Here is a 15,304-nt window from a genome sequence, read left to right as displayed (position 1 = left end):
GACGCAAAGGACTACGAGAGCCTTTGCGTCTTTTTTTATGTTCAGAGACTACAGCTTTGGGGCTGTTACTTCATCATCTGTCACTGGCTTAAATTCCATCAGAATGTTTTTTTGAAATGCATGACTATTGCAAGGGTCTTTAACGGTTATGTTTTTTGCCCGTAAATCCTGCCTGCCTGTCCCAATGATTAACGGGTCGTCACAGCCCTTAGTTATTCGTCCCAAAGCCTTGTTGTTCGTCTTAACGTGTTGAAAACCAGTGATGGTCAATTTAATATTGTGCTGTGGCCCGGCCACGGATTTTGACCAAAAGCATCCGTTATGCGTTTAAAAATGATACTCTTTTTTGCCCTCTTGCTGACATTTCAACAGGGCTATTCTCAACAACCTGTGATCAGCGGGATCATCACTAATTATAAAGGGATGCCGATAGAAGGCGCCAATATTTATATTACCGGCAGCCTGGAAGGGACTACTTCCGGGAAAGACGGAAGATTCAGTTTTGCCACCACCTATACCGGAAGTGTGACCCTGGGAGTAAGTTATATAGGGTACAAAGACTACCGGCTTACCGCCCGGGTAACGGAGATGGGTACACTGTCCATCATTTTGCAGAGCCAGGATAAAAACCTGAGCGAAGTAGTGGTGAGGGCCAGCACGTTCAGTCTGGGTAAAAGCCGTACGCTGGAAAAGCTGGATGCACTCGACGTGGTGATGACCGGCAGCTCCAACGGCGATATCTATGGGGCACTGATGGCCCTGCCAGGCACACAGAAAGTAGGGGAAGATGGTAAGCTGTACATCCGTGGTGGCGATAACCGCGAAACACAGACCTTCATCGACGGGATGCATGTGCTCAACCCCTATTCCATTACGGCACAGGACATGCCCGCCCGTGGCCGGTTTTCACCTTTCCTCTTCCAGGGCATCAATTTCTCCCTGGGCGGTTATGAATCAGAATTCGGGCAGGCCCTCTCGGCTGTATTGCCCATGGATACTAAAGATGTGGCCGGTAGTACCAAAGCTGGTGTCAACGTTTCTCCCCTGAGCATAGGCGGTGGCGGCTCCGTAGCATTCAAAAAAAGTTCCCTCTCCGGGAATGTCAACTATCTGAACCTGGGGCTGTACAACCAGTTCCTACCCGACCGGTACACCTGGAAAAAACCATACCAGTCAATATCTGCCGAAGCCCAGTACAAAACGGCGCCCGGCCCGCGCAGCCTTTTTAAACTGTATACCGCCTACGACAGGACTGCCTTCATCCGCACTTTTGCCGATACGCTGAATGATGTGCCATTAAGGGATTTCAACTTGCATCAGGACAACTATTACCTGAATGCTACCCTGAAAACAAAACTCCGCCATAATACCCGCCTGTTCCTGGGTGCCGCTTTTTCTTATGTGGACAGTCATTACGGGAGCGCTAAGTTTCAGGGAGATGATTACCGGCAGAAAGAAAATGAGTGGCATATCAAAGCAAAGCTGGAGAGGACCATTGTACCGGCTTACCGGCTGAGCACCGGGGTGGAAGCCTACTTGAAAGGCTACCAGACGGTTTATCACGATACGGTGCAACAGCTGTTGCAGGACCGTCAGCTGAATAATCAGTTGTATGCTGCTTTTGTAGACAACCAGATACGGCTGCTGCACGGGTTGTATGCCAATGTATCAGGACGCCTGGAATATACGGAGTTTAACCATGCCTGGAATCTCTCTCCCCGTATATCCCTGAATTACCTGGCAGATAAATTCCAGGTGTCTGCCATCTACGGCAAATATTATCAAACACCCGACAATACTGTACTGGCGGCTCCGCATCAGGACCTGCAGCAGTCGCTCGCCACCCATTACATATTGGGTGCTTCCTGGGATTTTAATGGCAGGCTGCTGAAGGCAGAAGCTTATTATAAGTCGTATGATCAGCTGGAACTGTTGCGGCAACAGGTGTATACCTCTGAGGGATATGGTAAGAGCGCGGGTTTTGATATATATTATTCAGATGAGACCAGCGTGAAACGACTGAAGTATAATGTCTCTTATTCTTTTAATGATGCAGCACGCCTGTACAGGGATTTTCCGGTGATGTCCACCCCACTGTTTGCTTCCCGGCATAATGCGCGTATGTCTTTTAAATATCATTTCCCGCTGATAAAGACCTATGCAGGATTTACGGGCACCTATGCCAGTGGCAGGCCTTACCATAATCCCAATACGCCGGGGTTTATCAATGCCATCGACAAAGCCTATTTCAGTCTTGATGCCAACCTGACTTTCCTGCTAAGTCCCAGGGTTATTCTGTATACCTCTATGGGCAATCTCACAGGCAGGGCCAATACCTACGGTTACCGTTATGCGCCATTGCCTGATAGCAAGGGTGTTTATGCCGGAGAGCCGGTGATGGCCTCCCGTAGCCGTTTTTTCTATCTCGGGCTGTTCATCTCCCTGAAAAGCAGTTCCGCTTATGATGTGTCCAGTTTTTAATCAACATAAAAAATATCAAATGAAAAAGATCCTCCTTTTAATGTTCGTTATGTGGTCTGTTACCACTGTTTATGCACAGTCTGTTCCTGTGAAAGAAATAAGCGTTACTTGCCAGGACATGTTGCAGCAGGTATTAACCCGGGTGAAGGAAGAAAAAGATATCAGCAAACTATATGATCAGGTGAATACCTTGAAACGTTTGTCAGCCATGTATCCGGGCGAATGGCTGCCGGACTATTACATTGCCTATTTCGATCTGAAACTGGTATTGAGCAAGGCAGGCGCCAAACCGGAAGACTTAGTGCAGGAAGCTGCAGATAAGCTGACGGCGCTGAAAGCCAATGGCAGCGCGGATATGTCGGAAGTATATACGCTGGAGGCCTATTACTATTATGCTATGATCTCACTGAATCCGGCTGTCAACGGGCAGAAATACTATCGGGAGGTAATAGGCGGTTATGAAAAAGCCATCCGCCTGAACCAGCACAATCCGCGTCCGCAGCTGCAGCTGGCGATCTTCCAAAACAGGATGGCAGCCTTTACAAAGGCGGCAGACAACGGCTTCTGTGACAAACTGCAACAGGTGGAAAAAACATTCCACGACTTCAAACCCGCTACGGCAGTGTCTCCCGACTGGGGTTTGCCGGAGCTGTTATATGTGAAGGAAAACAGCTGTCACTAATGAATGATCTCCTGGAAGGCTGGCACAAAAGTCCTGGATACCGGGATGGGATAGGTTTCGTAGCCTTTCAGGATGATTTTGTAACCGTTGGAGTTGCCGCTGGCTGTTTTGATATGGCTGAGGTTGACCAGGAAAGAACGATGGCACCGAAAGAGGGTCGCGTCCTGGATGGTTTCGGAGATGGTGGTTAGTGTATTACGTATAACCGTTGTCGTTACTGATCCATTTACCAGGTGATAAACATGGATATGGTTTTTTACCACTTCCAGAAACAGGAAATCCTGGATGCTGATATGTAACGGCTGTTCGGTAGTATTGGCAGACGGAAATACGAGCTGTTTGGTGGGATCCGGAGGGGCCAGCTGCTGATCGCTGCGGATGATGCTGTTGAGATTGTTGCGCAGGGCACGGTTGTACCGGATGGTGATAACGGCTGCCACAGGGAAGATGCCAATAGCTACTGTCAGCATCAGCACGTGCAGGAGTAGCTGTAGCTGTGTGATGGTATCGGCTGTCCGGAAAAAGTGAATATCTTCAAAAAAATAAAGAAAAACCAGTGTGTTCAAAAATGCCAGCACCAGAAAAACCGATAGGATATGACCTGCCTCCCAGAGGATGGTCCATTTGATTTGTTTGTTCTTCAGCAGGGTGCCTTTCAGGAAGTAGTTGCAGAAAAGAAGCCCCAAAAAAGTGACCACACCAAAAGGAAGAGCGCCCAGCAGTTTGTTTTTTTGATACTGGCTGAAGCCGAAAGGTTGATACACGTACACCACCGCACTGATGAGCATACTGATGATCAGGATCGGTTTCATCCTGACTATTTCAAAGGGATATTTTCTGTTGAGTAATTGGTTGACCTGCTTGAGCATGTTGTAAATGTAATATTTTCTTGACGGAATGAGGCTGGTGGTAGATATTTCATGCAGGTTTAACGGGTTTATATAGGGAAAGCCGGTTTTATTGCGCATCTTGTATAGCGAATAAATAATTTCAAGCATCCCAGGGCTGAAGCCCTGGGCTATAATAGATATTCATTTCCCCTGAACCTATATGAATTTATTGGAGACGAAATTTAAACTGGAGCAGCAGTTTATTCAAAAAACAGCGGCAGGGCCCTGTGTTTACAATGCCTATCTGAAAGTATTTTCGGCGAAATATGCGGTAGACTGGGAGATGGCCGCCGGCAGCACAAATGGTGTAGTTGCTGATCCCGGGCAGCCCTGGCATACGGCCAGCATCGGTAAAACATTTACAGCTGTGATCATCATGATGCTGGTGGAACAGGGCCGGATTAGTCTGGAAGATCCGCTGGTGCGTTATCTGCCGGCCTCGCTGACACAGGGCCTGCATGTATACAAAGGCCGGGATTACACGGCGGACATCACCATTGCGCATCTGTTGTCGCATACTTCCGGACTGCCGGATTTTTATGAAGACAAACCCGGCAACGGACCCTATTTCCTTCAGTTGCTGCTGGAAGTGCCGGACCGGCTTTGGACACCGGAAGAAACAGTGAGCTGGACCAAACTGCATATAGACCCGCTTTTCCCGCCGGGAGAAAAACTACATTACACCGATACCGGCTACAACCTGCTGGGATTGGTGATTGCGGCGGTTACCGGCAAACCCTACGAAAAGGTGTTACATGAATTTATTTTTGAACCGCTGGGTATGCAACACTCTTATCTGTTGCAGTATAGCACTCCGGCAGTGAGCAGTCTTTATCCGGTGGCGAGTGTTTTTCTGCGCAGAAAAGAGATCCGTGTGGAGGAGTACAGAAGTTTCAGCAGTATCTATGCTTCGGGGCAAACCATCAGCACAGCCGGAGATCTGATCATTTTTATGCAGGCGCTGACAACAGGCCGGCTGATCAGCCAGGCGTCGCTGGAGAAGATGATGGTGTGGCGGAAAACCTGGACGGGCGTGGATTACGGTATGGGACTGATGCGGGTGAGAATGCATATGTTTACCCGTAAATATGATGTGTGGGGCCATTTGGGCTCTACTGGTTCCTTTATGCTTTTTAATCCGGTATTTGATATTTATATAGCGGGCAGCTTCAATCGTTCGGGCTTCCTGACGAGGGGCGTTATGTTTGTGTACAGGGTTTTGAAGGCCATTACAAAAATAAAATAATGTTTGTTTCAGCTGCTGGCCTCCACCCGTAATAACAGGTGGAGGCTTTTTTATGTGTTATAGGGAAAGCAGCATTTGTAACAGTTTATTGATTTCTGGTTGTTGATTGTCTTCCAGGTCACGGTTATACAGAATGATGGCGGCCCGTTTACTTTCAGGGTTGATATACAGCAGGGAATGGCTGCCCCATACGTCTCCGGAATGCCCGAAAACAGGACGGTTGTCCATTTTGTAACGTTCCCAGAAAAGGCCCTGGGTAGATTTGATATCAGGATATTGCACCTGCCCCATAGCATCCAGTGAACTGGCGGCTATTATCTGTTGGCCATTCACGTTACCGTTATTAATCAGCATCCTTGCGAAGGTGGCCAGGTCGGTGAGATTGCTGTGAAGTCCACCGGCACAGTAATCGACCATGCTGTATTTGCCCCAGGGTTGCAATGCCGGGCCATAAGGCATGGCAAAGGGTTGGGACGCGAAATCCCGCAGATGCCATGTTAAAGTGGTGGTGTTTAAAGGAGCAATAAACTGGCGGGTGGCCCAGGTGTCGAAATTTTCTTTTACTGTCAGTTCCACAATATATGCAGCCAGTGTAGCACCCACATTGGAATAGCTGTAGACAGGCTTTTCACGGTCATCCAGGAAGGTGTCCGGGCTGTAGTATTTTCCGGTAGGGTCGAGCATGCTGCGTATGTACTCGCTGATAGGAACCGGATGGTCTATTTCCTTTACAACAAAGTCCTCCAAAAGAAATCTGCTGTACACGGTATCAATAATACCGGAGGTATGGCTCAATAAGGTCCGCAGGGTAATCTTTTTACCCGGGTTTTTGGGGTTTTGTACGGTAAACGGCAGATAGTCGTTGACGTTAGCATCCAGGTTTAACTTTCCCTGTTCCACCAGCTTCATTACGCTGAAAGCGATAAACGGCTTGGCAACAGAGCCCAGTTTAAAAACAGTTTTGTTGGTGAGTGCTTCTTTTTTCTCCAGGTTGGCCATGCCTGCAGTTCTGGACCATACAATCCCATCAGGGCCTACCAGTGCCACCGCTACACCGGGGATTTTAATCTCGTTGATTAGTTTGTCTACCTGTTGTGATGCTGCAGCTGTTTTCAGCGGTTCCTGCTGAACTACTTCATCTTTATTTTTTTTACAGGAGCTGACCACAAAGGCGAATAAAATTGCTAAGCAGAGGTTTCTCATCATTACTTTTCTTTTTTCAGCAAAACAAAGGCATAGGCCGCAAGCATATGGCTGGTATTATAGAAGGCCGGGGAAAATGACTGGCAACCGCTTTCCTCCGGCAACAAATGCCCGGATAGGGGTAAGCGGCAGGCAGCCGCGTATTATTGGTAGATCAAATCACAGGGTTGGTTGTTCGCGCAGCGTAGTTCGTACATCCGCCTTTTTTTAAAATCCCGATGCAGACAGCTATTCATAGTGAAATGATACAACTGCCGCTATGGATGAGGAAATCCGTAGCCTATAAGATACTATGCCATGTACTGCCGGCAGTGATTTTATATTTCGCAGTGGGCATGGACGAATACCAACCGGCATGGCAAGCTTTCATGAAAGTACTGGGGCTTATATTTTTCCTGGCCGGACCTTATGTGAATATCTACCTGCTGGTACCTGGCCTGTTGCTGCGGTATCGTTATTATGAATATATCATGGCTGTGTTTGGGGTGATCACCTTTTTGATGTTGCTGACGGTCTGGATGGAGCCACTGATGACACCTTTGCTGAAGGCCGGCAAAAGTTTTAAACCTTATCATACAAAAGACGCCCTTGTCTTTTATGTGATGATGCTGGCATTGCTGGCCGCTTCCACTGCGGTGAAATTATTCGGACAGTGGCTGGAAACCGGCTATCACCGCGCTATCAGCCTGCAGACAGAACTGGAAAATCTTAAGAAACAGTTGTCGCCGCACTTTCTGTTTAATACGCTCAACAACCTGGATACGCTGATATATGCCGACCAGCAGCGGGCTTCGGAGGTAGTGCATACACTGTCCCGTTTGCTGCGTTATCAGTTGTATCTGGCTGGCAACGGCCAGGTAGGGCTGCCGCAGGAACTGTCGTTTATCCATGACTTTCTCTATCTTGAAAAGTTACGGCATGATGTGCTGGATGTATCAGTAAACACTACTGGCAATATACAGGCGGCATCCGTGCATGCTTTGCTACTGATGCCCTTTGTTGAAAATGCTGTTAAACACAACGATTATAACGGTCACCCCTATATTAATCTGGAACTGACTGTTACAGATGGACAACTGGTATTCTGTTGTGTAAACCCTGTAGCTGCCGCAGGGACGGCACTTCCCGGTGGAGCCGGTCTGAAAAATGTACGCCGTCGACTGGCATTGTTATACCCCTGCCGGCATTCGCTGCAGGTAGAAAACAAAGACCAGCTGTTTGTAGTAACCTTAACCTTAAGCATATGAACTGTATTGTAATTGATGATGAGCCGCTGGCCAGAGAGAAAATCCGGCTGCTGGTAGAGCAGGATGTATCGCTGCAACTGCTGGGCTGCTTCTCCGGAGCCGCCAGGGCCGCTGATTTTATGGAGCTGAACCCGGTGGACCTTGTCTTTCTGGATGTGCAGATGCCGGGCGGCTGTGGACTGGAGTTTGCGAGGCAGCTCAACAAAGAAACGATGGTCGTGTTTACTTCTGCCTATACGGAATATGCGCTTAACAGTTATGATGTAAATGCCATCGACTATCTCGTGAAACCCGTGCACCCCAACCGTTTTGCACAGGCGGTGCAAAAGGCGCTGGACTATGCTGACATGAAAAGATATCGCAAACTACAACAGCAACAGGCTATCGCCACACAACAGGATCATGTGTTTATCCGCTCTGACAGAAGATTGCACCGGGTAGTATTTAACGAATGTCTGTATATAGAAGGTGTGAAGGATTATTGTTTGTTGCATATGGTGGGCAGAAAACTCATGGTAGGCATCAACCTGAAAGCCTTACTGGAACAATTGCCGCAGGACCTCTTTGTGCGTATCAGTAAATCAGTGGTGGTTAATTTCAGGCATGTGACCAGTCTGAATAATCAGGATGTACAGATAGGAGAGCAGGAGCTGGCCATAGGCAATGCTTACAGGGAATATCTTTTTTCTTTTTTTGTAGCGCATCATGTGGTAGGCAGATGATCAATTTTGCGCTGGATGGTTTGTTTTTCTGTTTGTGTTTTAAAAAGATGTTGGGCTGTTTGCAGATGTTGCAATGCTTGACCGTTATCAATGCCCTCGTATAATTCTCCCAGTAGTGCATAATAATAGGGATTGTCTGTAAGGCCCAGTTTTTCTGCTTCCGCGATGGCGGCTGCTTTACCTCTTGCTTTGGAGAGTGCATAGGTGCGGTTGAGGGCGGCTACCGGAGAATACTGTAGTTGCAGCAGCCGGTTGTATAATTGAAGAATGTTCTCCCATTTTTCGCTGCTGTCTTCTTTGATCGTATGCCACCAGGCAATGGTGGCTTCCATATGGTAGCGGGTAAGTGTATTGCCCTGAGACGCTGCATGCAGGTACCAGGCGCCCTGTGCAATCAGCTCCAGGTTCCAGAGAGCGGGGTCCTGGTCCTGGTAAAGGATTAGTTCGCCGCGTTCGTTTTTTCTGGCGGGAAAGCGGGACGCATGAAAACACATGAGAGCCAGCAAAGCATTGACAGCCGGGGTGTTGGTGATGTCATGATCCAGCAGTAGTCTGGTGAGCCGCATGGCTTCGAGGCAAAGCTCTTCCCTTATGATGGTATCCTGACTTTCGGAATAATAGCCCTCGTTGTAGAGCAGATACAATGTGGTGAGTACAGTGTCCAGATGCTCCTGTATGGCTGCAGCATCGGGTATACTGATTTGGACTTTTTCGGCCCTTAATTTTTCTCTGGCTCTGAAGAGGCGTTTGTTGATCGTTTCCTTGTTAGTCAGAAAAGCGTTGGCGATCTCGTCTATGCCGAAACCGCAGAGGATACGCAGTGCCAGGCCTATCTGTGCTTCGGTGGAAATAGCCGGATGACAGATGGCAAACAACATCTGGAGCTGACTATCGGTGATGTTTTTATCTGACAGGTCTATCTCTGTGGAAGGAGCGGGAGTAAGCTGTTTCAGTTCGGGGGCTATCTTCTCCTGAAACATATGAGCGCGGGCAAAGTAGTTCTTCGCTTTGTTTTTGGCCACCACATACAGCCATGCGGTAGGGTTTTCAGGAATACCTTTGTAGGTCCAGGTTTCCATGGCACGCAGAAAGGTTTCGCTGGCGATATCTTCTGCCAGCTGGATATGTTCAATGCCAAAATGTTTGCACAGAACAGCCGTGATCTTTGTAAACTCTGTCCTGAACAGATGTGGTATTAATTCGGGTTGTTGCATCATCGGGATAAAAAGCCCCTGCCGTAACAGGGGCTGTTCAACTATTTAGTGGATGCCGTCTGATTTGGCGATCCTTCTCACTTCTACTGTATTGCCTTCTCCCTGTAAAACAGGACAGCCTTTGGCAAAAGACACGGCTTCCTCTACGGAGTCGGCTTTCACAACAATGTATCCTCCTATGGTTTCTTTGATATCACCGAAGGGCCCGTTGGTGACCACTTTATCATGATGTACTACCCGGGCGTCTTCAAAAGGAAGACCGTTGCCGCCGCTGAACTTGTTTTGTGCGGCAATACCACCGATCCAGTCCATGGTCTGTTTCATCCATATCTGTATCTGTTCGGGAGAGGCGATCTTTTTACCGTCCTGGTGGCGGAATATCAGCATAAATTCGTCCATGATGTGTAGGTTTTAATTGTAAGGAATATTTGTTTTGAACACCCCTTAACAAATGGAAATTACCGAATTGGACATCCGCCTGAAAAAATATTTTTATCCTCCGGCAGTTACCGCTATAATGTTTTACAGGTAAGGGTTTTACTGGATGGTCCGTTTTACGGGGTCTGCCGCAAGCCGGTATCGTATGTGAAACAGATATATTTTATTACTTTAGGCAGGTATTGAAAATTTCCACGTAATCATCTTGCTAAATAACTTTTGACATGAACATTTCCAGAAGAAATTTTTTAGTGAAAGGAACGCTGGCGCTGGCAGGTACCACGCTGCTGTCGAAGTCAATGCTGGCGGCCGCCGGCAAAAAGGAAGTGCTGGGCATACAGCTTTATTCTATCCGGGAAGATATGAAGAAGGACCCGCTGGGTACCCTCAAACAACTGGCTGCCATGGGCTATAAGCATGTGGAACATGCCAACTATGTGAACCGGAAATTTTACGGTTACACCCCTACGGAGTTCAAAAAAGTGCTGGCTGATCTGGGGCTTTCCATGCCCAGCGGTCATACTGTTATGGGCCCTGCTCACTGGGATGCTGCCAAAAAAGACTTTACCGATGCCTGGAAATACACTGTGGAAGATGCCGCCACCGTAGGGCAACGTTATGTGATCAGTCCCTGGCTGGACCAGAGCCTGCGTAAAAACTACGATGACTTTAAAGCCTACATGGATGTTTTCAACAAAAGCGGTGAGCTTTGTAAAAAGTCGGGCATGAAGTTCGGTTACTTGAACTGATGCATGTGAAGGATGAAATCAAAACAGCCGGTAAAGGTGAGATGGGCAGTAGCTACGAAAGTACGGTCCTGGGCAAGGGGATCATCCCGGTGAAAGAGGTGATAGACCTGGGCAAAAAATCCGGCGGTACCCGCTATTTCATCATAGAACAGGAATCTTATCAGTCCCTCACCCCGCTGGAGGCCGTAAAACAGGATCTGGCTGCCATGAAAAAATGGGGATATTGATCACGGAGAGCTTCCACTAAACCGTGACGGTTAAAATAGTTTGAAACGTTACTGTTTGAGGGAAGCTTTCATTTATTATTCTCATATATTTCTATCGCATCCTCAAGCCTAAGCATAAATCGCTTAACAAAAGCCTGATCTACAGGGAGAAGTCCATCATAGTCAGCTTTTTCTCTAAGCTCTTTCAGGTCTTGCAATATCTTTGATAATTCTAATTCATCATCAAAATTCCTTTGTTCTGCCAATTTATCCATAAGTGCTTTGTGAGGATTATATTTGGTGGTAAACCCAACCATAATTCTTAATTTATGATATAATCCATAATAACTCCTACTAACGCCTGATCTTCGATCTTGCTCTGTAGGTTTATTACACAATTCCTGACCTAATTCTAAATATAGATTCCAATCAAAAGGCATTTCGAATAGACTTTACAGATTTTCACTGGTTTCTTTAATATTCAGTTTACCCTTTAGTTTTTTGTATATAGGCCGGAAATAATTTCGAAAGAACGCTTTCTCTTTTTGGTAAGCAGAAACAGGATCTAGTGAATTAATAATATACAAATTCAAAAGACAATATCCTTCCTGTGGGTCTTTATATAAAGTTATAAGTAATCGATACTCCGAAAAATAAGCTGGAATTACAGATGGTACTTTCTCAAGTTCTTGCCATACCTGATAATTGGCTAATAAAAAATCGGTTAAAATTGGTAGCTCTTTGGCTTCAAAGTCAAACCCTAGTTCTTTTAACTGATATCCTATACTTAAGTATTGATCTGTTAAGGAGGTATTGTCTACGTCCGTTCTTACTTTAGGAGTGGTCCATAACTCATTAGGGTAACTTCTTCTTGTGGATTTTTTTTGGGCCCAATCTGTATCTATAATCGGGATATATGTGCTACTTGCCTTCATCGAAAATCAATTTACATTTGGGGGTTAATGTGCTTTCAAAAGCTTTATTCAAACATTCATGCGCATTATCAAACCAATTATCGATCTCATCTATTTTAATCCCATCATCTGCATTAAAATAACCTAATTCAAAAATAAAAGAATATGACTTATCATTATTTCCCGGAGCTGTTTTTAAAGCAAGGGTATATACATTTTGTCTATCCTCCGTCCACAAATTACTGCGAATATCAAAGCCGCCCATTAGCGTACTTTCCATTTCATGGGGAACTTGCAGTTTTAGATTGAAATAGTCTTCCAAATCAAATTCATCGCTGGATATGTCAATCTTATTTAAATATCTTATGGCAACTTTAGCAAATAAATTAAATTTAAACACAGATCCAAACCTCTTTAAGATAGAAAGAACGGTCGTTGAATAATTCTCCCATGAGGAATACGGACGTAGGTGATTTACTGTCAGGACAGTTTCGCCAATTTGTACTATTAAGTTTCCCGTTTCATTATAAAACTTAAATAGTTCTATGTCTTCTCTGAGTGGCCCAATTTCATCGAAATTTTCGATATCCACATTTAATCCTCTTGATGTCAATATAGACTTCTTTGGAAAATCACTTTTAATCGTTTGATAAAAGTCATCAATTACCTGAAATAAAGATACCCCTTCATGAGTAGCAAATCTGAACCGACAAATTGCTTCAAGAAAAGGAGGGGTTATATATTTTTTGCTGATGGACATGGAACAGAAATAGATATAAATATATGGAAGAAATGAATAAGTACTGTTTTTTGACAGCATTAAATCCCAAAAAAATCATCTTCAAGTGTATCAAACCGTTGCCCGAAAGGTGAATTATAAAAAACTTGTATACCTTTCCGGACAACAGTACCTTTGGACCTGCAGACAGCGGTACGCTGTGCCGCTTACATGTTGAATGGTATTAAGCAGTCTTTATTAAAAATTGATCAATGATTAACGTGGCAAAGCCGAACTTACCATCTTTAGATAAGTATGTAGAGCTGTTAAAAGGCATATGGGACCGTAACTGGCTAACCAACAACGGCCCGCTGGTAAATGAACTGGAGCTTCGGTTAAAGGAACACCTGGATGTAAAACATATGTTGTTCCTCAACAATGGTACCGTGGCCTTACAGCTGGCGCTCAAGGCGCTGGGACTTACCAGGGGAGAAGTGATCACCACACCCTTTTCTTTTGTTGCCACCACTTCCAGTATTGTCTGGGAAGGGCTGACACCGGTGTTTGCGGATATTGATCCACATACGTTAAACATTTCACCGGCTGCTATTGAATCCAAAATAACCGCTGATACCGTGGCTATCCTGGCTACGCACGTATACGGCAATCCCTGCGATATTGAAGCGATTGAACAAATTGCCCGCAAACATCAGCTGAAAGTGATATACGACGCTGCCCATTGTTTCGGATCAAAATACAACAACCGCTCTGTCTTCGAATACGGCGATATCAGCACCACCAGCTTTCATGCCACCAAAGTTTTCCATACTGTAGAAGGCGGTGCTGTATTCACCCAATCGGCCGAACTGCTCAAAACACTGGCGTATATGCGTAACTTCGGTTACGATGGGCCGGAAGATTTTGCCTGTGTGGGCATCAATGCTAAAAACTCTGAATTTCACGCGGCCATGGGCCTGCTCATCCTCGACCAGGTAGATGCCAGCCTCGAAGAGCGGATAAAAATCTGTGAACGTTACGATCAGAAATTAAAAGGACTCAACGTACAGCATGTACGTATACAGTCCGGCGCTACTTTCAACTACGCCTATTATCCTGTGATCTTCCAGGATGAAGCGGATCTGCTGAAGGCTGTAAAAATGCTGAATGACAACTGGATCTATCCCAGAAGATATTTTTATCCTTCCCTGAGCAAACTCAATTATGTACAGCCACATGACTGTCCGGTGAGTGAAGATATCAGCAAAAGAGTATTGTGCCTGCCTTTATACACGGGCATTAAGGATGTAGAGGTAGACCTGATCTGCCGGCTGCTGCTCCGTGCCCAGAATAACTAAAACAGCTTTGCCGGCCGGGTATAAAAGATAAGGGCCTTCCTGTAGAGGAAGGCCCTTATCTTTTCATTTTATTAACCGTTGCGGTTAAAGTCAAAACTGATCATCCACTGTATGCCAAATTTGTCTGTCAGCATTCCGAAGTACGAGCCCCAGAACATTTTAGCCATAGGCATGGTGGCTTTACCGCCGGCGGAAAGCCCTTGGTACAGACGGTCTGCATCCGCTTCATCATCCGCGCTAACAGAAATGGAGAAATTGGTGCCTTCCACTACCTTGCCATATTTGGCAGGGGTATCACTACCCATCAGCATAGAGCCGTTGCCGATAGGCAGGGAGATATGCTGGATTTTATTTTTTTCGTCTTCTGTTGGCGTGTATTGATCCGGTGTGCTGTCGAAACGCATCACCACAGCGAACTCACCGCCAAATACAGATTTGTAGAAATTGAAGGCTTCTTCACAATTGTCGTTAAATGTTAAGTAAGGATTTAATACGGATGCCATGATATTATTTTTTTTAAGGTCAAACGAATGAATAACAAATTTACGGGCAATAAAGTTCCGGATGCAGGGGGAATACTGACATTTCAGGGGGTGGATTCCGACATTTTTTTATTTGTGTAGAGAGATCAGCAGCAACAGCAGAATACCTTCCCTTAATCTTTTTAAGGCCTTGCGCATATGTTGTTCTACGGTATTAACGGAGATGCCTAGTGTATCTGCAATTTCGTGGTTCGACATATGTTTGTTCCTGCTCAGAAGGAAAACGGTGCGGCATTGTGCAGGCAGTGCCTGTATTTGCTGACTCAGGGTTTTGAGCAGGTCTGTTTGATAAAGCTGATGGGAAGCGTCTTCCGTAACGGAAGGCTGTTGTTGTGCGGCCAGTGTGGTATGCTGTTCACGTACCAGTACCTTACGGAAATGATCATATGTTTTATGCCGTAATATCACTTGCAGATAGGCGGCGATATTGTCCAGCTGATATTCCCTTTTATAGTAGAAAGCAAGTAAACTCTCCTGCGCCAGCTCTTCGGCGAGGTATTGGTCTTTTACTTTCTGGTAGGCCGTTACAACAAGCTGTGGAAAATATTTGCGGTACAGGCAGGCAAACGCTGTTTCATCCCCTTCTTTCCAAAGTGATAATAATGATTGGTCGTCGGTATGCGCGCTGTGATGATTCAAGATAATACTCCACGGTGGTCGGGATAAAGATATAATCTTTTGCAAAAAAATTACCGGC

Annotated in this window: 17 protein-coding genes; 8 read left to right on the top strand and 9 right to left on the bottom strand. The window is 45.9% G+C overall.

Annotated elements, in window-relative coordinates:
- Positions 1–321: 321 nt before the first annotated feature.
- The gene (locus tag KD145_RS11410) at positions 322–2,481 is read left to right on the top strand and encodes a TonB-dependent receptor (protein ID WP_212006004.1); all 2,160 of its coding nucleotides are present in this window, start codon (positions 322–324) and stop codon (positions 2,479–2,481) included.
- Positions 2,482–2,500: 19 nt separating this feature from the next.
- Entirely contained in the window at positions 2,501–3,163 is a 663-nt protein-coding gene (locus KD145_RS11405) for a hypothetical protein (RefSeq protein WP_212006003.1), read from the top strand.
- On the opposite strand, the gene KD145_RS11400 is transcribed toward KD145_RS11405, so the two are convergent.
- Positions 3,160–4,131, bottom strand: a complete 972-nt coding sequence (locus KD145_RS11400) for a LytTR family DNA-binding domain-containing protein (protein WP_212006002.1) — start codon at positions 4,129–4,131, stop codon at positions 3,160–3,162. The genes KD145_RS11405 and KD145_RS11400 overlap by 4 nt on opposite strands.
- 82 nt (positions 4,132–4,213) lie before the next feature.
- Here KD145_RS11400 and KD145_RS11395 point away from each other — a divergent pair, with 82 nt between their 5' ends.
- Positions 4,214–5,299: a serine hydrolase gene (locus tag KD145_RS11395; protein WP_212006001.1), complete on the top strand. Its 1,086-nt coding sequence runs from the start codon at positions 4,214–4,216 to the stop codon at positions 5,297–5,299.
- A gap of 57 nt (positions 5,300–5,356) precedes the next feature.
- On the opposite strand, the gene KD145_RS11390 is transcribed toward KD145_RS11395, so the two are convergent.
- The gene (locus KD145_RS11390; protein ID WP_212006000.1) at positions 5,357–6,505 is read right to left on the bottom strand and encodes a serine hydrolase; all 1,149 of its coding nucleotides are present in this window, start codon (positions 6,503–6,505) and stop codon (positions 5,357–5,359) included.
- A gap of 215 nt (positions 6,506–6,720) precedes the next feature.
- Between KD145_RS11390 and KD145_RS11385 the strand changes: the two genes are divergently transcribed.
- Positions 6,721–7,749, top strand: coding sequence for a sensor histidine kinase (locus KD145_RS11385; protein ID WP_212005999.1), 1,029 nt, complete (start codon positions 6,721–6,723; stop codon positions 7,747–7,749).
- Entirely contained in the window at positions 7,746–8,471 is a 726-nt protein-coding gene (locus tag KD145_RS11380; protein ID WP_212005998.1) for a LytTR family DNA-binding domain-containing protein, read from the top strand. The genes KD145_RS11385 and KD145_RS11380 overlap by 4 nt, the downstream gene beginning before the upstream one ends.
- Here the strand turns inward: KD145_RS11380 and KD145_RS11375 are convergent.
- Positions 8,453–9,688 (bottom strand): DUF6596 domain-containing protein, encoded by a 1,236-nt coding sequence (locus tag KD145_RS11375; RefSeq protein WP_308219047.1) that lies wholly within the window; start codon positions 9,686–9,688, stop codon positions 8,453–8,455. The two genes, KD145_RS11380 and KD145_RS11375, sit on opposite strands and share 19 nt — an antisense overlap.
- 42 nt (positions 9,689–9,730) lie before the next feature.
- Positions 9,731–10,084: a YciI family protein gene (locus KD145_RS11370; RefSeq protein ID WP_212005997.1), complete on the bottom strand. Its 354-nt coding sequence runs from the start codon at positions 10,082–10,084 to the stop codon at positions 9,731–9,733.
- Positions 10,085–10,347: 263 nt separating this feature from the next.
- Between KD145_RS11370 and KD145_RS11365 the strand changes: the two genes are divergently transcribed.
- Both KD145_RS11365 and KD145_RS32265 read left to right on the top strand, forming a co-directional pair.
- Positions 10,348–10,872, top strand: a complete 525-nt coding sequence (locus tag KD145_RS11365; RefSeq protein WP_249219800.1) for a sugar phosphate isomerase/epimerase — start codon at positions 10,348–10,350, stop codon at positions 10,870–10,872.
- Positions 10,872–11,099, top strand: a complete 228-nt coding sequence (locus KD145_RS32265; protein ID WP_249219799.1) for a hypothetical protein — start codon at positions 10,872–10,874, stop codon at positions 11,097–11,099. The genes KD145_RS11365 and KD145_RS32265 overlap by 1 nt, the downstream gene beginning before the upstream one ends.
- 68 nt (positions 11,100–11,167) lie before the next feature.
- Here the strand turns inward: KD145_RS32265 and KD145_RS11360 are convergent, their stop codons facing one another.
- Genes KD145_RS11360 through KD145_RS11350 form a run of 3 tightly spaced genes read right to left on the bottom strand, consistent with a single transcriptional unit; the run spans position 11,168 to position 12,752 of the window.
- Positions 11,168–11,518 carry a hypothetical protein gene (locus KD145_RS11360; protein WP_212005996.1) on the bottom strand — a complete coding sequence of 117 codons (351 nt, stop codon included), beginning with the start codon at positions 11,516–11,518 and terminating at the stop codon, positions 11,168–11,170.
- A 12-nt stretch (positions 11,519–11,530) separates the two neighbouring features.
- Positions 11,531–12,013 (bottom strand): hypothetical protein, encoded by a 483-nt coding sequence (locus KD145_RS11355; protein WP_212005995.1) that lies wholly within the window; start codon positions 12,011–12,013, stop codon positions 11,531–11,533.
- Positions 12,000–12,752, bottom strand: a complete 753-nt coding sequence (locus KD145_RS11350) for a TIGR04255 family protein (RefSeq protein WP_212005994.1) — start codon at positions 12,750–12,752, stop codon at positions 12,000–12,002. Before KD145_RS11350 ends, KD145_RS11355 begins: the two co-directional genes overlap by 14 nt.
- A 230-nt stretch (positions 12,753–12,982) precedes the next feature.
- Between KD145_RS11350 and KD145_RS11345 the strand changes: the two genes are divergently transcribed.
- The gene (locus KD145_RS11345) at positions 12,983–14,065 is read left to right on the top strand and encodes a DegT/DnrJ/EryC1/StrS aminotransferase family protein (protein ID WP_212005993.1); all 1,083 of its coding nucleotides are present in this window, start codon (positions 12,983–12,985) and stop codon (positions 14,063–14,065) included.
- Positions 14,066–14,136: 71 nt separating this feature from the next.
- Here the strand turns inward: KD145_RS11345 and KD145_RS11340 are convergent, their stop codons facing one another.
- The gene (locus tag KD145_RS11340; RefSeq protein ID WP_212005992.1) at positions 14,137–14,568 is read right to left on the bottom strand and encodes a VOC family protein; all 432 of its coding nucleotides are present in this window, start codon (positions 14,566–14,568) and stop codon (positions 14,137–14,139) included.
- Positions 14,569–14,676: 108 nt separating this feature from the next.
- Entirely contained in the window at positions 14,677–15,246 is a 570-nt protein-coding gene (locus KD145_RS11335; protein WP_212005991.1) for an RNA polymerase sigma factor, read from the bottom strand.
- Positions 15,247–15,304 lie beyond the last annotated feature (58 nt).

The sequence above is a fragment of the Chitinophaga sp. HK235 genome, assembly GCF_018255755.1.
GTDB lineage: Bacteria > Bacteroidota > Bacteroidia > Chitinophagales > Chitinophagaceae > Chitinophaga.
Note: the sequence above shows the minus strand (reverse complement) of the source record. Positions and strands in the feature narration are given on the sequence as shown.